Annotated in this window: 18 protein-coding genes; 10 read left to right on the top strand and 8 right to left on the bottom strand. The window is 69.3% G+C overall.

Annotation, left to right across the window (positions count from 1 at the left end):
* Positions 1 to 50: 50 nt before the first annotated feature.
* Positions 51 to 1,598, bottom strand: coding sequence for an ABC transporter substrate-binding protein (locus J7E45_RS12260; RefSeq protein WP_215069495.1), 1,548 nt, complete (start codon positions 1,596 to 1,598; stop codon positions 51 to 53).
* Between the two features lie 166 nt (positions 1,599 to 1,764).
* Here J7E45_RS12260 and J7E45_RS12255 point away from each other — a divergent pair, with 166 nt between their 5' ends.
* The 5 genes from J7E45_RS12255 (at position 1,765) to J7E45_RS12235 (ending at position 4,655) form a co-directional block, all read left to right on the top strand.
* Positions 1,765 to 2,667, top strand: coding sequence for a MurR/RpiR family transcriptional regulator (locus J7E45_RS12255; protein ID WP_091031753.1), 903 nt, complete (start codon positions 1,765 to 1,767; stop codon positions 2,665 to 2,667).
* Positions 2,664 to 3,809 carry a sugar MFS transporter gene (locus J7E45_RS12250; RefSeq protein ID WP_215069493.1) on the top strand — a complete coding sequence of 382 codons (1,146 nt, stop codon included), beginning with the start codon at positions 2,664 to 2,666 and terminating at the stop codon, positions 3,807 to 3,809. The genes J7E45_RS12255 and J7E45_RS12250 overlap by 4 nt, the downstream gene beginning before the upstream one ends.
* Before the next feature lie 121 nt (positions 3,810 to 3,930).
* Positions 3,931 to 4,137 (top strand): hypothetical protein, encoded by a 207-nt coding sequence (locus J7E45_RS12245; RefSeq protein WP_215069491.1) that lies wholly within the window; start codon positions 3,931 to 3,933, stop codon positions 4,135 to 4,137.
* Positions 4,138 to 4,141: 4 nt separating this feature from the next.
* Positions 4,142 to 4,381 carry a hypothetical protein gene (locus tag J7E45_RS12240; protein WP_215069489.1) on the top strand — a complete coding sequence of 80 codons (240 nt, stop codon included), beginning with the start codon at positions 4,142 to 4,144 and terminating at the stop codon, positions 4,379 to 4,381.
* A gap of 4 nt (positions 4,382 to 4,385) precedes the next feature.
* Entirely contained in the window at positions 4,386 to 4,655 is a 270-nt protein-coding gene (locus J7E45_RS12235) for a hypothetical protein (protein WP_215069487.1), read from the top strand.
* Between the two features lie 18 nt (positions 4,656 to 4,673).
* Here the strand turns inward: J7E45_RS12235 and J7E45_RS12230 are convergent, their stop codons facing one another.
* Both J7E45_RS12230 and pyrE read right to left on the bottom strand, forming a co-directional pair.
* Positions 4,674 to 5,576, bottom strand: coding sequence for an ROK family protein (locus J7E45_RS12230; RefSeq protein ID WP_215069485.1), 903 nt, complete (start codon positions 5,574 to 5,576; stop codon positions 4,674 to 4,676).
* A complete protein-coding gene (pyrE, locus tag J7E45_RS12225; protein ID WP_029262822.1) occupies positions 5,573 to 6,133 on the bottom strand; it encodes an orotate phosphoribosyltransferase in 561 nt (186 codons plus the stop codon). Before pyrE ends, J7E45_RS12230 begins: the two co-directional genes overlap by 4 nt.
* Positions 6,134 to 6,170: 37 nt before the next feature.
* On the opposite strand from pyrE, the gene J7E45_RS12220 reads away from it, so the two are divergent.
* Together J7E45_RS12220 and J7E45_RS12215 are read left to right on the top strand one after the other, a co-directional pair.
* Positions 6,171 to 7,016 carry an exodeoxyribonuclease III gene (locus tag J7E45_RS12220; protein WP_215069483.1) on the top strand — a complete coding sequence of 282 codons (846 nt, stop codon included), beginning with the start codon at positions 6,171 to 6,173 and terminating at the stop codon, positions 7,014 to 7,016.
* 11 nt (positions 7,017 to 7,027) lie between these two features.
* Positions 7,028 to 7,837, top strand: coding sequence for a Cof-type HAD-IIB family hydrolase (locus J7E45_RS12215; protein WP_215069482.1), 810 nt, complete (start codon positions 7,028 to 7,030; stop codon positions 7,835 to 7,837).
* A 10-nt stretch (positions 7,838 to 7,847) separates the two neighbouring features.
* Here J7E45_RS12215 and J7E45_RS12210 read toward each other — a convergent pair whose 3' ends face one another.
* The 5 genes from J7E45_RS12210 to J7E45_RS12190 all read right to left on the bottom strand — a co-directional run bounded on the left by J7E45_RS12210 (position 7,848) and on the right by J7E45_RS12190 (position 13,337).
* Complete coding sequence (locus tag J7E45_RS12210; RefSeq protein ID WP_215069481.1) at positions 7,848 to 9,137, bottom strand: MFS transporter; 1,290 nt, start codon at positions 9,135 to 9,137, stop codon at positions 7,848 to 7,850.
* 209 nt (positions 9,138 to 9,346) lie between these two features.
* Positions 9,347 to 11,365, bottom strand: a complete 2,019-nt coding sequence (locus J7E45_RS12205; RefSeq protein WP_215069480.1) for a carboxypeptidase-like regulatory domain-containing protein — start codon at positions 11,363 to 11,365, stop codon at positions 9,347 to 9,349.
* Positions 11,366 to 11,511: 146 nt separating this feature from the next.
* Positions 11,512 to 12,159 carry a dihydrofolate reductase family protein gene (locus J7E45_RS12200; protein ID WP_215069479.1) on the bottom strand — a complete coding sequence of 216 codons (648 nt, stop codon included), beginning with the start codon at positions 12,157 to 12,159 and terminating at the stop codon, positions 11,512 to 11,514.
* Between the two features lie 46 nt (positions 12,160 to 12,205).
* Entirely contained in the window at positions 12,206 to 12,898 is a 693-nt protein-coding gene (locus tag J7E45_RS12195) for a helix-turn-helix domain-containing protein (RefSeq protein WP_215069478.1), read from the bottom strand.
* 1 nt (position 12,899) lies between these two features.
* Positions 12,900 to 13,337, bottom strand: coding sequence for a VOC family protein (locus J7E45_RS12190; RefSeq protein ID WP_215069477.1), 438 nt, complete (start codon positions 13,335 to 13,337; stop codon positions 12,900 to 12,902).
* Positions 13,338 to 13,476: 139 nt separating this feature from the next.
* Between J7E45_RS12190 and J7E45_RS12185 the strand changes: the two genes are divergently transcribed.
* Genes J7E45_RS12185 through J7E45_RS12175 form a run of 3 tightly spaced genes read left to right on the top strand, consistent with a single transcriptional unit; the run spans position 13,477 to position 16,645 of the window.
* Positions 13,477 to 14,739, top strand: a complete 1,263-nt coding sequence (locus J7E45_RS12185; RefSeq protein WP_215069475.1) for a sensor histidine kinase — start codon at positions 13,477 to 13,479, stop codon at positions 14,737 to 14,739.
* Positions 14,736 to 15,422 carry a response regulator transcription factor gene (locus tag J7E45_RS12180; protein ID WP_215069473.1) on the top strand — a complete coding sequence of 229 codons (687 nt, stop codon included), beginning with the start codon at positions 14,736 to 14,738 and terminating at the stop codon, positions 15,420 to 15,422. Before J7E45_RS12185 ends, J7E45_RS12180 begins: the two co-directional genes overlap by 4 nt.
* A 35-nt stretch (positions 15,423 to 15,457) precedes the next feature.
* Positions 15,458 to 16,645, top strand: a complete 1,188-nt coding sequence (locus J7E45_RS12175) for a benzoate/H(+) symporter BenE family transporter (RefSeq protein ID WP_215069472.1) — start codon at positions 15,458 to 15,460, stop codon at positions 16,643 to 16,645.
* Positions 16,646 to 16,674: the final 29 nt, after the last annotated feature.

The following is a 16,674-nucleotide window of genomic DNA, read 5'->3' as shown; positions in this document are numbered from 1 at the left end:
CTGTCGTCGGGGAGGGAGGGGGCGCGGGCCTGCCGCGCCCCCTCGATCCGCTACTTGATGGAGGTGGTCCGCAGGTACTGCAGCGAGCCGTTCACCATGGGGACGAAGCCGTCGACGGTCGAGGCCGTCGCCGTGTAGGTGTAGCTCGTGAACAGCCAGATCCACGCGGCGTTGTCCTCGAGGTTCTCGGAGACCTGCGCGTAGATGTCCTTGCGCTTCTCCGGGTCGGCCGTCTGGCGTCCCTCGGCGAACAGCGCGTCGAGCTCGGGCGAGGAGTAGCCGGCGACCTTGTTCAGGTTTCCGGTGCTGGTGAAGTAGCGGCCGTACATGCCGTCGGGGTCGGGACGACCGCCGTTGAGCGCGACGGCGGCGTCGAAGTCGGCCGCGATCCAGCGGTCGACGAACGCGCCGGACTCGAGGACCTCGATGTCGAGCGTGATCTTCGCATCGGCGAGCTGAGCCTTGAGGTTCTGCGCCTCGTTCACCGAGGTGGCGTACTCGCCCTGCGAGACGATCGTCTTGACGGTGACGCCGTCTTCCTTGCCCGCCTTCTTCAGGTAGTCGGCGGCCTTGTCGAGGTCGCGCTCGGGGCACGGACGCGCCTCGGGGTCGGACTTGTACGCGGGCGACGTGATCGGACCGGTGACCTCACCCTCGCCGAGGGCGGCGGTGTCGAGCACCTCCTGGCGGTCGATCGCGCACTGGATGGCGAGTCGCACGTTGACGTCGGCGAGGTCGCCGCGCGTGGCGTTCAGCTGCAGGGCGTGGTAGCTCAGCTGCGGGGTCGTGGCGACCTCGACGTTGGCCCCCTCGGCGGTCTGCGCGACCAGCGGGTCGTCGAACACCGCGAGCTGCACGTTGCCGGACTGCATCGCCGAGACGATCGACGACTCGTCGGGGATCACGCGGAACTCGACGGTGTCGAGCAGCGCGGCGTCGCCCCAGTAGTCCTCGTTCTTGGCGAGCGTGATCGACTGGCTGGCCTTGCGTCCGTCGAGGATGAAGGGACCGGTGCCGTTCGGGGTGGTGTTGAGCGCCTCTTCGGTGTCGTCGGACGACAGCATGGCCATGTTGATCACGGCGAGGTTGGCGGGGAGAGCGGCGTCGGGAGCGCTCAGCGTGAGGGTGACGGTCGTCTCGTCGGTGGCCTCGACCGCGGTGACGGAGGCGAGGGAGCTGCTCGCGACGGCGGCGGTGGCCTCGGCGGCGATCGCGTCGAGCGAGTACTTGACGTCTTCGGAGCCGAACGTGCTGCCGTCGGCGAAGGTGACGCCCTCCCGCAGGTGGAAGGTCACGGTGAGACCGTCGTCGGAGACGTCCCAGGACTCGGCGAGACCGGGCACGACGTTGAGGTTCTCATCGAACTCGGTCAGCGTGCCGTACAGGTTCTGCAGCACGTTGACGGCCTGGAACTGCGTGGCCTTCCAGGGGAACAGGGTGTCCGGATCGCTGGTGACGCCGATGACGAGGTCGCCGCCGGCCGCGCCCTCCGAGGAGTCGGGATTCGATGCCGGTGCGGAACAACCGGTGATCACGAGCGCCAATGCGGCGGCCGTGGCGGTGAGAGCGCCGAATGACGCTCGCCGTGCTGTGCTCATTGCAGATTCCTCCTGGCTGGGACGCGTCGCCGTGGCGTCGGGTCAGGCGCTGTTGCCTGCCGCCCCGTGAACGTCGTCGGTCTTGGTTGGTACCAAAAGTACACGAACGTCACTACAGATGTAACAGAAGTTCCTCTACTGTTATGAACAGCGATCGGAGACCGCAATGCCCCATGAAGCTGCCCGCGAAGAAGCTGGCGCACACCCCGTCCTCGTCCGCATGCGCGCGATCCGTCCCGAGCTGCGTCCGAGCGAGCAGCGCATCGCCGACCTCTTCCTCGCCGATCCTGCAGGCACCGCGGGGCTCTCGGTCGCCGAGCTCGCTCAGCGCTGCGACACGTCGACCACCTCGGTCGTGCGGTTCTGCAAGCGGCTCGGCTACGAGCACGTGCGGGAGCTGCGCAACCACGTGCTGCGCGACGTCGAACGGGAGACCTTCGACACCGCCGCCCTCCCCGCCGTCTCCGGCGACATCGACCGCAACGACACCCTGGCCGACATCGTCGCCAAGGTCTCGCTCGCCGAGACGCTCTCCCTCGCCGACACCGCGAAGGTGCTCGACACCGAATCGCTGCGCGCCTCGGTGGAAGCCATCACGTCGTCGACCAGGGTCGACATCTTCGGCGTGGGCGCGAGCTCCATCGTCGGACTCGACCTGCAGCGCAAGCTCACCCGCATCGGTCGCACGGCGCTGGACTGGTCCGACCCACATGCCGCCTGGACCTCGGCGGCGACCCTCGGACCGGGCAATGTCGCGATCGCGGTGTCGCACAGCGGTGCCACCACCGACACGATCGAGTTCCTGCTGCTCGCCCGTCGGGCCGGCGCGACCACCATCGCGATCACCAACCACGCCGGGGCTCCACTGGCCGATCAGGCCGACATCGTGCTCACGACCGCCGCTCGCGAGACGGGGTTCCGCTCGGGCGCGCTCGGAAGCCGGATCGCCCAGCTCATGGTGGTCGACTGCATCTTCATCGGCGTCGCCCAGTCGAACTACGACCGCTCGATGGAGGCGTTGCGTGACACTTTCGCCGCCGTGCACCGCGTGCGCACGGGCGGAGCGTGACGAACGCCGGGCGCGCACGGACAGGACTGTTCGCCGCATTCGCGGGGCTCGGCGTCACAGCGGCCTTCGTCCCGGCGATCCTCCCCTCCGCCGAGCGGGCGATCGGGGCCGACCTCAGCGCCGCGGTCCCCGCCCTGTTCGCGGGGCTGCTGGTGGGCGTGCTGGTCTCCGGGCCCCTCCTGATGCGCCGACCGCCGCAGACCGCACTCATCCTCGGCAGCGCACTCCAGGCTGCCGCCGTCATCGCTGTGGCCGCGGCGGGCACGCCCGGGCTGTTCATCGCCGCGGCGGCCGTCGCCGGGTTCGGGTTCGGGCTGGTCGAAGCCTCGGGCTCGGTGGCGGCGAAGTCCCTGGCTGTCGGCAGCGCGACCGGACTGCTGAGCGCGCTGCTGGGCACGGTCGCGGTGTGCGCCGCGGTCACGCCACTGCTCGTCGCGCTCGGGTCAGACGTGCGCCCGGCTCTCGGCCTCCTCGCGGTGGTGCCGCTCGTCTCGGTCGTGATGCTCGCCGGACCGACTTCCGCGGTCTCCGCCCCCGAAGCTCCCGCGCATCGCGATGTGCGCGGGCTGCTCGTGCTGCTGCCGTTCGCCGTGGCACTGCCGCTCTACGTCGGTGTCGAGACCGTGCTGTCCGGCTGGTCGGCCGTGATCCCGGAGCGGATCCTCGAGGTCAATCCCGCTCTCGCCGCCCTGGGAACCTCGGCGTTCTGGACGCTGATGGCCGTCGGCCGCTTCGGCGCGGCGGCCCTGCGCCGGGCGTCCGTGTCGCCGATCGTGATCCTCGCCACCGCGACGAGCGGGGCAGCCGTGCTGATGGCCGCGGCCGGGTTGCTCGTGGGGGCCGCGCCGGTGGGCGCACTCATCGCGTTGGCCGCGGTGGTCGTGCTCCTCGCTCCGAGCTACGGACTCATCCTGGGGCTCGCCCTCGACCGGCTGGATCCGGCTCGCAGCGCTGCCGTGACGGGTGCGCTCGTTGCCTGCGGCGCTGTCGGCGGCACGTTCGTCCCCACGCTCATCCTGCTGGTCGGCCGTGACCCGGCATCCAGCACGACGTTCTTCGTGTCGGCTGCCCTCTGTGCGCTCGTGCCGGTGCTGGTGCTGATCGCGGCGCGATCCCACCACCCGGCACCGACGAGCTACTGACTTCTCCTCCCCCTTTCCGAGTGTCGAAGACCTTTCCACGGATGCCGGAATACCGCGGGTCGCCGCCGAAGAAGCGGCGTAACGTCGCTTCTGCACCCGCACCACGGCAAGGAGAGCACCCGTGTCCACTGAGATCCTCGCGATCATCATCAGCGCCGTCGGCATCGTGCTCACCCTCGGCACGAGCCTCTTCGCTGCCGGCGCGTGGATGATTCACCGCTTCGACGAGCGCATCGACGCGATCGCCGCTGACGTGACCGACCTGAAGATCTCCGTCGCTCGCCTCGAAGGCCCACCGCGGCACCTCATCACCGCGGGAAGAGGATGACCCCGTGACCACGGAGACCTGGACGATCGTCATCAGCGCCGTCGGCATCGTGCTCACCCTCGGCGCCAGCCTCTTCGCCGCCGGGGCATGGATGATCCGCCGTATCGACGACCGCATCGACGCCGTCGACGAGAAACTCAGCACCCGCATCGACGCGGTGGCCGCCGATGTCACCGACCTCAAGATCTCCGTCGCCCGACTCGAAGGCCCGCCGCGGCACCTCCTCACCGCAGGAAGAGGATGACACCGTGACCACGGAGACCTGGACCATCGTCATCAGCGCGATCGGCATCGTGCTCACCCTCGGCACGAGCCTCTTCGCTGCCAGCGCGTGGATGATCCGCCGCTTCGACGACCGCATCGACGCCGTCGACGAGAAACTCAGCACCCGCATCGACGACGTCGACGAGAAGCTCAGCACCCGCATCGATGCCGTCGCCGCCGACGTGACCGACCTCAAGATCTCCGTCGCCCGCCTCGAAGGACCGCCACGGCACCTGCTCACCGCCAGCCGTTGAGCAGCGTTCCGGTACGACCTACCGCAGCACGAGGGCGGCGGCGCCGATGAGCGGCCCCTCGTCGCCCAGCCCCGAGCGCACGACGTGGGTGCGCCGCGAATACTCATGCACCGCACTCTCTGTCAGCGCCTGCTGCACGAGGTCGATGTAGTCGGGGGACACGCGTGAGAAGCCGCCACCGATGGCGACCACGTCGAGGTCGACCAGGGTCGCGGCGTCCGCGAGCGCTTCCCCGACAGCTCGGGCCGAGCGCTCGATCGCCGAGCGAGCGACGGTGTCGCCGGCCGCTGCGTCGCGCGCGAGGTCTTCGCCGGTGGCACCGGTCCAGCCCTGCTCCTGCGCCCAGGCTGCGCTCGCCGGCCCGGAGGCGATCTCTTCAAGCGTCAGCCCGCCCTCGCGACGCACCTGTCCGAGGTGTCCGGCGTTGCCGGTCGCACCGGGGATGTACGCGCCGTTCGCGACGAAGCCGCCGCCGACACCGGTCGAGACGACGATCGACAGCGAGGCACCGGCACCCTGCGTCGCTCCGAGCCAGGATTCGGCGAGCGCGAGCGCACCACCGTCGTGGCCGAGGACGGTACGCACGTCACTCCCCACGACCGTGGATGCTGCCGCGTGAACCGCCTCGGCGAGCGCGAAGCCGCGTGCGAGCGGCATGTTGACGGGCATGATCGTGCCGAGGGTCCGGTCGACGGGGCCGGCGCTGCCCGCGCCCGCGCCGACGAGCTCGGCATCCGCGGGCAGGGCGGCGAGCGCGTGCTCGACGATCGCGACGACGGCGGCGTTCAACGACTCGACCGTGGCTTCGCGCCCGGTCGCCTGCCGGCTGCGGCTGCCCGTGACGAGCACGCCGTCCTCCGCGACGAGCGCGGCCTCCATCTTCGTGCCGCCGACGTCGACGGCCAGCGCGTAGCGCGTCACTGGGGGTCGAGTCCGAGGTCGTCGAGGTCGAAGGCGGCGCGCCATTCGAGCCCCTCGGCTTCGATGGCGGCCTGCGCCCCGGTCTTGCGGTCGACGATCACGGCGACGGCGACGATCTCGGCGCCTTCCTTGCGCAGTGCCTCAACGGCCTTGAGCGCCGACTGGCCGGTGGTCGAGGTGTCTTCGAGCACGACGACCCGCTTGCCCTTGACGTCGGCACCTTCGATCTGGCGGCCGCGACCGTGGTCCTTGGGCTCCTTGCGCACGACGAACGCGTCGAGCGGACGATCGGTGGCGACCGAGGCGTGCAGCACGGAGTTCGCGATCGGGTCGGCGCCGAGGGTGAGCCCGCCGACGGCCACGACGTCGAGGTCGCCGATCAGGTCGAGCATGATCCGGCCGATCGCGGGAGCCGCCCTGTGGTCGAGCGTGAGCTTGCGCATGTCGACGTAGTACGTCGCTTTCTTGCCGCTGGAGAGGGTGAAGTCGCCGTGGAACACCGCCTCGTCCTTGATCAGGTCGAGGAGGGTCTGGCGGTCTGCGTCGAGTGCGGTCACGGCATCCAGTGTAGGAGGTGGGCTCTAGGCTGGACGCATGCGCTTGGCCACCTGGAACGTCAACTCCATCCGCACCCGCGTCACCCGCACCGTCGAGTTCGCCGTCCGTGAAGACATCGACGTGCTGGCGATGCAGGAGATCAAGTGCAAGCCCGAGCAGTTCCCCTACGGACCGTTCGAAGAGGCCGGGTACCACGTCGAGGTGCACGGCCTGAACCAGTGGAACGGCGTCGCGATCGCGAGCCGCCTGCCGATCACCGACGTACGCACGGCGTTCGACGGGATGCCGGGGTTCGCGAAGGGGCATGAGGGACCGGATGCTCCGCTCGAGGCCCGCGCACTCGGAGTGATGGTCGACGGGGTTCGGGTGTGGAGCCTGTACGTGCCGAACGGCCGTTCGCTCGACGACCCGCACTACCTCTACAAGCTGCACTGGCTCGAGCAGCTGAAGAAGTCGACGGCGGCCGAGCTCTCGGCGAACCCCGACCTGCCGCTCGCTCTGGTCGGCGACTTCAACATCATCCCGTTCGACCACGACAACGGCGATCCCGACATCGTGGTCGGCCGCTCGACGCATGTCTCGCAGCCCGAGCGCGATGCCTTCTTCGCGTTCGCCGATGCCGGGGTCACCGATGTGGTGCGCCCGCTGCTGCCGGAGGGGTTCACGTACTGGGATTACCAGCGCCTCAAGTTCCCGCGCAACGAGGGCATCCGCATCGACTTCGTCCTGGGTTCGCGCACTCTGGCCGAGGCCGTGACCGGTGCGTCGATCCACCGGAACGAGCGCAAGGGCGAGCAGCCCAGCGACCATGTTCCCGTGGTGGTCGACCTCAGTTTCGGCGGCGCCGATGACGACGACGACCTTCCGATGATCTTCTCCTGACGATCGTTCCTGTGACCGTGCGGCTGATCGCCACCGATCTCGACGGCACGCTGCTCGACTCCTCGTCCGCTGTCACGCCGCGCACGCGCGAGGCGCTCGATGCGGCTCGCGAGCGCGGCATCCATGTCGTCCCCGTCACGGCACGTCAGCCGATCGGGCTGCGGGCGATCGCGGCCGATGCGGGTTTCGACGGCTGGGCGCTGTGCAGCAACGGCGCCTATGCCGTGCGCCTGGACGACGGGCGGATGCTGTTCGCCGAAGAGCTTCCACCGGACACGATCCGCACGCTCGTCGAGGCGCTGCGCGCCAGCATCCCGGGCCTGCTGTTCGCGAGTGTGCGGGAGGCCGGCGAGACCTTCGTGGCACAGGACGGCTACGCCGAAATCGCGCAGCTCTCCGACCACAAGCGCGACCCTCGAACGATGGGTGGCGTGCCGCTCGAGCAGGTGCTCGCGGCGCCCAGCCTGAAGCTCGTCATCCGGCATCCGGAACTCGCCCCTGCCGCTCTCTTCGACACGCTGCGCAGCCTCGGGCTGACCGGGTTCGAGGCGACCCTGTCGGGCGCTCCGTTCGTCGAGGTGATGGCCGAGGGCGTCACGAAGGCCACCGGCCTCGCCCGTCTGTGCGAGCACCTCGGCATCGACCGCGCCGATGTCGTGGCGTTCGGCGACGCGCTCAACGACGTCGAGATGCTGCGCTGGGCCGGGCGCGGTGTCGCCATGGCCCATGCGGAACCCCTCGTTCAGGACGCGGCCGACGAGACGACCGCGTCGAACGACGACGACGGCGTTGCTCAGGTGATCGAGCGACTGCTCGGCTGACGCGGAACGCTCAGGTCGCAGCGACCGGACGATTCTCGGTTCGTCGCCGGCCCATGATCAACATCAGGCTCGCGAGACTCATCACCGCGGCGGATACGGCGATCGCCGTGGCATATGCCGACTCCCGGGATTCCGCGGGCCCGAGGGACGTGAACACCTGCGAAACGACAGCGGTCGCGAGCAGGGAGCAGACCGCGAGGATCGGCGCAGTGAGGGCCGACAGCCGCCCCATCGCTCCCATCGGCACCTTCGCTTGGAGGATCGGCCCCTGGCACACGATGTACAGGGAGAACAGAAGCCCGGCGAGACCCATCGTGATCGCGGCAGGCACGAATGCGCGCAGGAACGAGTATCCGATGTACGTCAGTCCGAGCGAGATCAGCGCGACGGGGAAGAGTCGCTCGGGCGTGAAACGAGACACGATCGACGGCGCGAACACAGCACCGATCAAACCGCCGACCGAGAACATCCCCGATACCACTCCGTACTCCGCGGGCGAGAGCCCCATCGTCTCCAGCGCGAAGAGGGCGAGGGACACGTTGTTGGTTCCGAGCGACAGCCCGTACGCCCCCATGCCCAGGATAAGAAGACGGATTCCCGGATCCCGCCAGGCGATGGACAGCCCATCCAGCAGCGACCGCCAGTAGCCGATATCTTCGCTGCTGGTGAAAGCGGCGCGGATCGGCACCGCCCGGACGAGAACAGTCGACACCAGCAGGCAGACTGTGGAGAGTGTGAGCGCGAGAGCCGGCCCGCTGACCGCGTACACCAACGGGCCCGACACCGTCGCGAGGATTCCTACGCCCATACTGGCGAACATCGATCGGCCGGCAGCGTCGGCCCGGCGATCCTGCGGGATCACGATCTGCATCATCGCGTTTCGGGCCGGGTCGAAGAACTGCGAACTGATGCTGGCCGCGAGTTGTGCGACGACGAGCGTGATCACTATCACCTGGTCGGGAAGCGAAACCGCGATGCCCACGACGATCAGGTAGATGGCGGCGCGCGTGAGGTCACTGCCGATCATCACCCGCTTCGCGTTCCAGCGGTCAACCCACACGCCCGCGAACGGCGCAAGGACCAACCGGGGAACAGCGACCGCAGCGATCATCAGCGCGATGACCTGGGGGGTGGCGGCATCACCGGCTCCGAGATCGGTGACGATCCAGACCGTCGCCGTAGACGCGACGGAGTACTCCGCGAACGACGACAGTGCCTGAGCCGACCACAGCAGAGCGAACGACCGACTGATGAAGAAGCGTCGATTGCGACGGCTCCCACTCGGTCGATCTCGGCTCACCAACCCGCCTCCCGAGCTCTCCCATGAGGTTCGACTGCCACGATCGTGACAGGGACCGACCGGCGAACGCAGCACGCCAACGCCGGCCCGAGACACGCCAGGTAAGTCAGCCCTCTGAGAAAGCTAACACCCGCCCTCAGGCGGGTCCGATATACGATCTCCGCCGGAGTTCGGTCTCGGGAGGTCTGGTAGCGACTGCTCGGCTGAGGTCAGCTCCCGACGCGGCGCCGACGCACGAGCATTCCTCCCAGGACGGCGAACATGACGCCGAGCGCGATGACCGCGACCGGAGCATCGGCACCGGTGTTGGCCAGCCCGCCTCCCGGAGCCGTGGCGCCGCCGGTCTGACCACCTGTTGCCGCAGCCGCGGTCACCGTCAGCGCCGTGCTGGCGAGAACCGTGGTGCCCGACAGCGCCACCAGGGTGTGCGCACCTGCGGGCGCGCTCGCCGGAATGCGCAGTGTGCCCTCGAGCGCGCCATCAGCGCCAGCCCTCAGCGTTCCGAGCGCGATCGGGTCGGAACGCAGCTCGAAGGCGATGGTCGCGCCCGGCGCGAACCCGGTGCCGGAGACAGTGATGTCCTTGCCCGCCCGGATCGATCCCGTGGACAGGGACAGCGTGGGCTTCGGTTGCGGCTCCGCGCACTCCACAGCAATGTCCAAGTCGATGCCGCCTGCGGTTTCGCCGGCACGGAGAGTGAACGTCTCGGCATCGCCGAGGGCGGACACGCCGCCATAGTACTGGGTGCAGTAACCGGCGGCCTCGACGCGCACTGTGTACGTTCCCGCGGGCAGCGAACCCCCGGGAGCCGAACCATCCGGCCCCTCACGGAATGTGAAGGCGCCGGAGCTGTCGACAGAGGCGACCTCGTGCCACGTCCCGGCGCGCTGAAGCAGCACGGTGACCCGCGCATCAGAGAATGCAGACCCGTCCGCAGTCGAGATGGTGCCGGCGATGTTGCCACCGAGCGCGAGATCGAAATCGACTCCGGCTCGATCAGCGGATGTGGCGAGTGTGATCGGTGTGGCCTGCGAAGCCAGCGCGACACCGTCGAAGTACTGCGGTGCATAGATCGGATCGTAGACCTGAGCCCGCGCGCGAAGCGTGTAGGAACCGGCCGGGAGGGATATCTCGTACGAGCCGTCCGGCCTGGTATAGGCCATTCCTGCCGGCTTGCCGCCCTGGAAAGCCTCGACGAGGGCATCACCCGATGGAGTCCCCGCCGTCTCGACCACACCGGAGATCACGCCGTAGGAGTCGAGCACGCCATCGATCCCGGCGACGATCTGTCCCTGCGCGACGTCGACCGCAGTGGCATCCTCCACGCGAAGCGCATCCTCCCAGTACTCGGCGATACCTCGACCGCTGCTGGGGGTGAACACCACTTCATACTTTCCCGGAGGTACGGTGAGCGCATAGCTGCCGTCCGGTGCGATGTCCGCCTGCACCGTGGTGGACGTGCGGGGGTCGTGAGCCTGCACCCATCCCGGCACCGGTGAACCGTCCACCGCGAGAATCACTTTTCCGCTGATCGTGCCCGCTTCGGCGAGGAACGCATCGATCGCCGCGCTCTCCTCACCCGACGCCACCGTCACGGGCGCCGCCATGCTGACGTCGTACGCGTCGTCCCAGTACTCGTTCGAGAAGGTCGCATCGTCCGGAGTGAAGCTCACGATGTAGTCGCCGCCGCGCAGACCCGGAATCCGGTAGGCACCGTCGCTGTCAGTCGCGACCGACGCGGTGCTCGAACCGTCCGGCGTGCTGGCCCGCACCGTGACGCTCTCGAGCGGTTCGCCGTCGCTTTGCCGCATCACGCGACCGGAAATCGAGCCGCCCAGGTCAAGCGCCGCGTCGATCCCGTCGACACCCTCGCCCTCGGTGAGGGCGACCCGCTGCGCGCTCTCCCGGTCGGCGGCGTCGTTCCAGTACTCAGAGACGAAATCGGTCCCGTCGGTCTCGAACCGCACGGTGTACTCGCCCGCCGGCAGGCCTTCCATCCGATACTCGCCGTTCTCGTCGGTCACCGCGAATCCGGACTCCGTGAAGTCTTCGTTGCTGGCGTGGACCGAGATCAACGGTATCGGCGCTCCGTCGGCGGAGGTGACCACCGTGCCCGTGATGGCGGCCGTCGGTTCCGCCGCGACCGCCGCGGTCGCGCCGCCCAGGGCCAGCGCGAACGCCGCCATTCCACCGATTATCGCCTTGATCGTCGCGCGTCGTCGCGTCATCGTCCCACCCCGTGAAGGAGTCCACCCGCGCAACGATCGCGCTGTCGCGGCGGCCTCGAATTCCGTGCCGATCATGCGGCAACGTCCAGCTCGAATCTAGGGGGTAGCAGCGCGGGAGGGGAATAGTCGATTCCCTGTATCAACGTTCACCCGAAGGTCCCGACCTCCGGCACGCGATCGGTGCGGCCGTAGCGGAGGAACATCACGCCGGCCTCGTCGGTGACCGGCGGCTGCAGCAGCCGCAGCACCGACGGCAGCGCGTTGTCGTCGAAGACCTTCTTGCCGGTGCCGAGCAGTATCGGATAGACCCAGAGGTTCAGCTCGTCGAAGAGCCCCTCGGCGAGCAGCGTGTGCACGAAGTCGATGCTGCCGATCACGTGCACCTCGCGATGAGCGGCCCGCAGCGCCGTGACCTCCGCCGCCAGGTCATCCCCCACCCGGGTGCTGCCCTGCCAGTCGAGCGCGAGATCGGCATCCCTCGTCGCCACGTACTTCGGGACGCGGTCGAACAGCCGGCCGATGTGCCCCTCGGGGCCATCGGTGTGGTGCGGCCAGTACGACGCGAAGATGTCATACGTGCGGCGACCGAGCAGCAGAGCGTCGAGGCCCCGCATCCCGTTGTCCACCTCGGCGCCCATACCGGGTGACGGGTATCCCGCCTGCCAGCCGCTGAAGCGGAAACCGCCCGACGTGTCTTCGCCGACGCCGCCCGGTCCTTGCGCGACGCCGTCGAGGGTCATGAAGAGGTCGATCAGGATGCGGCCGGATGCGTCTTCGGTCTTGTCAGCGCTCATGTCGTGCTCCTCTGCTCGATTCAGACGTGCGATTCAGACGTGCGATTCAGACGTTCAATTCCTCGTGCATCCGCGCGATGTGGAAGGCGGCCGCGAACGAATCGAGCCACGACGCCTCACCCCGGACGATTGCGACCACGTCCTGCGCGAGTGCTTCCTCCGGCGTGATCTCGCCGCCGATGAGGCGCCGGATGCCGGGGCCGGCGACTATCACGGCATCCGGCTCCCCGTCGGGAAGTCGGCCGCCGACGGGCGGGGCCGGGGGTGCGATCTGCGCGACCCGCAGCTCACCGTCGCGCACGGAGGCCCGCAGGGCGACGTCGCCGACGTGCAGCTCGTACTCGGCATCGGTCGCGGCATCCGCCTGGAACGCCGTGCGCAAGGCCATCGTGAGCGAATCCGGGGTGACGACATCGCCCTCTTCCGGGTCAGCCATCGCCTGGAATCCCCAGCGGCCGAGGGCGAGCATGATCGGCTCGAACGACCGACCGTACGGGGTGAGCTCGTAGACGAGGCCGCAGTTCAGCAGCGGCACGCGGCGGACGACCCCGCCTTCCTGCAGGTCTTTCAGCCGTGTGGAGAGGATGTTGGTGGGGATGCGCGGCAGCCCCTGCTTGAGATCGGTGTAGCGACGGGGCCCGACGAGCAGATCGCGAACGATGAGCAGTGCCCACCGTTCTCCGATCAGCTCGACGGCCGTCGTCACACCGCAGTACTGGCCGTAGCTGCGCGCCGCCATGTCAGGCTGACGCGGCGTGATCCGCCACGTGGTCGGGACCGTTCTCGACCGCCTCGGGGGTCATGTAGAGGAAACCGAGCGAGTTGCCGTCAGGGTCGTCGAGGTCGCGCGAGTACATGAAGCCGTAGTCCTGCACGGGCTTCGGCTCGACGCCGCCGGCAGCCAGGCCCTTCGCGAGGATGGCGTCGACCTCTTCGCGCGAATTCTGGCTGAAAGCGACCGACACCTGCGCGACCTCGTTCGGGTCGGCGATGGGCTTGTCGGTGAACGTGGCGAAGAACTCGCGCTTGAGGACCATGAAGTAGATGTCGTCGCTCCACACGATGCAGGCGGCGTTCTCGTCGGTGAACTGCGGGCTGATCTGGCAGCCGAGCGCCGTGTAGAACGCCTTGGCGCGCTCGAGGTCGCTGGTGGGCAGGTTGACGAAGACCTTGGTCATGATGACTCCCTTGTCGAGGTGATGGCTCGATACTTGCAAATAACAACCTCGCTTGTCAATAGCAAGTACCGCGATCCCCACGGCGCCGATCCGCCGCTCGGGGGATGCTCCGGCGCGGTCGCCGCTCTACGGTGGAGAGATGCCTGCCCCCGCGTTCACCCGCACGCCGACCGCGCGCGAACGACGAGCCGATGTCATCCTCGCCGCCGTCATGTTCGTCGGCGCGGTGCTGAGCGCGGGGCTCTCCTCGATCGCAGAGATCTACGGCGACGAGCAGGCGCCCCTGTGGTGGGCGCTCGTCTACGCCGTCGTCGCCACCGCTCCCCTCGCGTTCCGCCGCCGCTGGCCCGGGACCGCCGCCGTGATCGTGGCCGCGGCCTATTTCACAGCCGTCACGATCCGCGTCCCCGAGATCTACGTCGGCAACATCGTGATGTTCCTCACGCTGTACACGGTCGGCGCGTGGATGAACGACCGTCGTCGCGCGATGCTCGTGCGGGTCGGGATCATCGTGGGCATGTTCGTGTGGCTGATCATCACGATGTACCGCGACGCGATCAGCGAGGCCGACAAGGCCGATGTCGCCGCCGGAGCCATGTCGCCGTACGTCGCCTTCATGCTCATCCAGCTGCTGCTGAATGTGCTCTACTTCGGCGGCGCGTACTACTTCGGCGAGCGCTCCTGGGCGGCAGCTGCGCAGCTGGCCGTGCTCGAGCAGCGCACCGTCGAGCTCGAGCGCGAGCGCGAGGTCACCGCAGCCCAGGCCGTCGCTCTCGACCGCGTGCGCATCGCCCGCGAGCTGCACGACGTCGTCGCCCACCACGTGTCGGTGATGGGGGTGCAAGCCGGCGCCGCGCGTCTCGTGCTCGAGCGCGATCCCGCGGAAGCCGCCCGCATCCTCTCCGGCGTCGAGGGTTCGGCGCGCGACGCGATCCATGAGCTGCGCCAATTGTTGGAGACCCTGCGCACGCCGGGTGGCGAGACGACGGATGCGGCATCCACCCTCGCCCTGGACGACATCGCCGAGCTCGTGGAGGCGTCGACCGAGGCGGGTCTGCCGACCGAGTACACCGTGATCGGCGACCCGGTGCGGGTCCCCTCGCTCGTCGCCGTGAACCTGTACCGCATCGCCCAGGAGTCGCTCACGAACGCCCGTCGCCATGCCGGCAGCGGCGCGACAGCCGACGTCCGCGTGCGCTACGACGACGACGGCGTGGAGGTCGAGATCGTCAACACCGGGCGTACGGTCGCCCACCTCCGTCCGGGGCTCGGGCAACTGGGGATGCGGGAGCGTGCCGCGGCATCCGGAGGCACGCTCGAGGTGACGTCGCGGCCGCTCGGCGGGATGCGTGTGCGCGCCCGCGTGCCACTCCCGACACCGACCGGATCGAGCGTGCGATGAGCGAACCGATCCGGGTGCTGCTGGTCGACGACCACGCGCTGCTGCGCGCGGGCTTCCGCACCATCCTCGACACCCAGCCCGACATCACGGTGGTCGGCGAGGCCTCATCGGGAGCAGAGGCCGTGGCGCAGGCATCCGCCCTCCATCCCGACGTGATCACGATGGATGTGCAGATGCCCGACATGGACGGCATCGAGGCGACCCGTCGCATCGTCGCCGATCCCGCGGTCGCGGCGGCCATCGCGATCGTCACGACCTTCGACCGCGACGACTACCTGTACCAGGCGCTGGATGCCGGAGCCAGCGGATTCCTGCTCAAGAACGCCGGCGCCGAGGATCTGATCGCCGCCGTCCGCGCTCTGGCGGCCGGCGACGGGATGCTCGCCCCCGAGGTGACTCGCCGGGTGCTCGCGCGGTTCGCCGCGACCCCCGCACCGGAACCGGCAGCCGCGCCTATCGGGAGCAGCACGACCCCCAGGGTCACACTCGCCGAGCCGCTCACCGAGCGTGAGGCCGAGGTGCTGACGCTGCTCGCCGATGCACGCAGCAATGCCGAGATCGCGCGGGCGCTGTACATCGGCGAGGCCACGGTGAAGACACACGTCTCCCGCATCCTGCAGAAGCTCGGGGCCCGCGATCGCGTGCAGGCCGTCGTACTCGCGCACCGCATGGGCCTCGCGTAGGCGAGCCGATACGCCTCCGCGATAACCTCGGAGCCATGCCCGAAGCCGCACCCCTGTCCCGCCCGATCCTGGCGGGGGTGGTGACGGCCCTGGTCGGATTCACGAGCTCCTTCGCGGTCGTGCTGACCGGGCTCGATGCCATCGGAGCGGACGCGGCGCAGGCGGCGAGCGGACTGCTCGCCGCGAGCGTGACGATGGGCCTCGCGTGCGTCGTGCTCGCGTGGCGGTATCGGATGCCGATCACGGTCGCGTGGTCCACTCCCGGCGCAGCCCTGCTGGTGGCGACGGGCACCGTCGAGGGCGGCTGGCCGGCGGCGGTCGGGGCGTTCCTCGTGACCGCCGCACTCATCCTGCTCACGGCCCTGTGGCCGGCACTCGGTGGCCTGATCGCCCGCATCCCGCCCTCGATCGCGCAGGCGATGCTGGCCGGAGTGCTGCTGCCGCTGTGCCTGGCTCCGATCACCGGCATCGTCGCGAACCCGTGGGGCGTCATTCCGGTCGTGCTCACCTGGCTGGTGTTCGCCCGGCTCGCGCCGCGTTGGGCGGTTCCACTCGCGTTCGTCGCTGCCGCCGCGGTCGTGGCGGTGTCGCTGATCGGCGCTTCCCCGGTGGACGAAGGCGCCCCGTTCGACCCCGCCGTGCTGCTGCCCCGGCTCGAGTTCACGGCGCCGACGTTCACCGTGGGCGCGTTGGTCGGCCTCGCGCTGCCGCTGTTCATCGTGACGATGGCCTCGCAGAACGTGCCGGGCATCGCCATCATGCGCAGCTTCGGGTACGAGGTGCCGTGGCGACCGGCCATGCTGGTCACCGGGCTCGGCACCGCGCTCGGGGCGACGGCGAGCGGTCACGCCATCAACCTCGCCGCGATCAGCGCCGCCCTGGCCGCCTCACCGGATGCCGACCCCGACCCGAAGCGGCGGTGGGTGGCCGGCGTCTCGACCGGGGTCTCGTACCTCGTGCTCGGTGCGTTCTCCGCAGCCTTCGCCGCGCTCGTGGTGCTCGCGCCCGCCGCCGTGATCCCCGCGGTCGCCGGCCTCGCGCTGTTCGCCGCGTTCGGGTCTTCCGTGCAGCAGGCGATCGACGACCCCGGCGAGCGGCTTCCCGCGGTCGTGACCTTCCTGGTCGCGGCATCCGGCATCGCCGTCTTCGGCGTCAGCGCCGCGTTCTGGGCGCTGGTCGCCGGTCTCGTCGTGCGCACGGTCCTCCACGCCGGTCGTCGCTAGCCCGGGGTCAGCCGCGGGGCGGACGGGGT

The sequence above is a fragment of the Microbacterium sp. ISL-59 genome, from assembly GCF_018613945.1.
Lineage (GTDB): Bacteria > Actinomycetota > Actinomycetes > Actinomycetales > Microbacteriaceae > Microbacterium > Microbacterium oxydans_B.
Note: the sequence above shows the minus strand (reverse complement) of the source record. Positions and strands in the feature narration are given on the sequence as shown.

Excerpts from the sequence above, each read along its gene's own strand:
- J7E45_RS12175 (WP_215069472.1), top strand. The coding sequence starts at position 15,458 with ATGCCCGAAGCCGCACCCCTGTCCCGCCCGATCCTGGCGGGGGTGGTG.
- J7E45_RS12185 (WP_215069475.1), top strand. The coding sequence starts at position 13,477 with ATGCCTGCCCCCGCGTTCACCCGCACGCCGACCGCGCGCGAACGACGA.
- J7E45_RS12190 (WP_215069477.1), bottom strand. The coding sequence starts at position 13,337 with ATGACCAAGGTCTTCGTCAACCTGCCCACCAGCGACCTCGAGCGCGCC.
- J7E45_RS12255 (WP_091031753.1), top strand. The coding sequence starts at position 1,765 with ATGCCCCATGAAGCTGCCCGCGAAGAAGCTGGCGCACACCCCGTCCTC.
- J7E45_RS12200 (WP_215069479.1), bottom strand. The coding sequence starts at position 12,159 with ATGAGCGCTGACAAGACCGAAGACGCATCCGGCCGCATCCTGATCGAC.
- J7E45_RS12195 (WP_215069478.1), bottom strand. The coding sequence starts at position 12,898 with ATGGCGGCGCGCAGCTACGGCCAGTACTGCGGTGTGACGACGGCCGTC.
- J7E45_RS12180 (WP_215069473.1), top strand. The coding sequence starts at position 14,736 with ATGAGCGAACCGATCCGGGTGCTGCTGGTCGACGACCACGCGCTGCTG.
- J7E45_RS12220 (WP_215069483.1), top strand. The coding sequence starts at position 6,171 with ATGCGCTTGGCCACCTGGAACGTCAACTCCATCCGCACCCGCGTCACC.
- J7E45_RS12205 (WP_215069480.1), bottom strand. The coding sequence starts at position 11,365 with ATGACGCGACGACGCGCGACGATCAAGGCGATAATCGGTGGAATGGCG.
- J7E45_RS12260 (WP_215069495.1), bottom strand. The coding sequence starts at position 1,598 with ATGAGCACAGCACGGCGAGCGTCATTCGGCGCTCTCACCGCCACGGCC.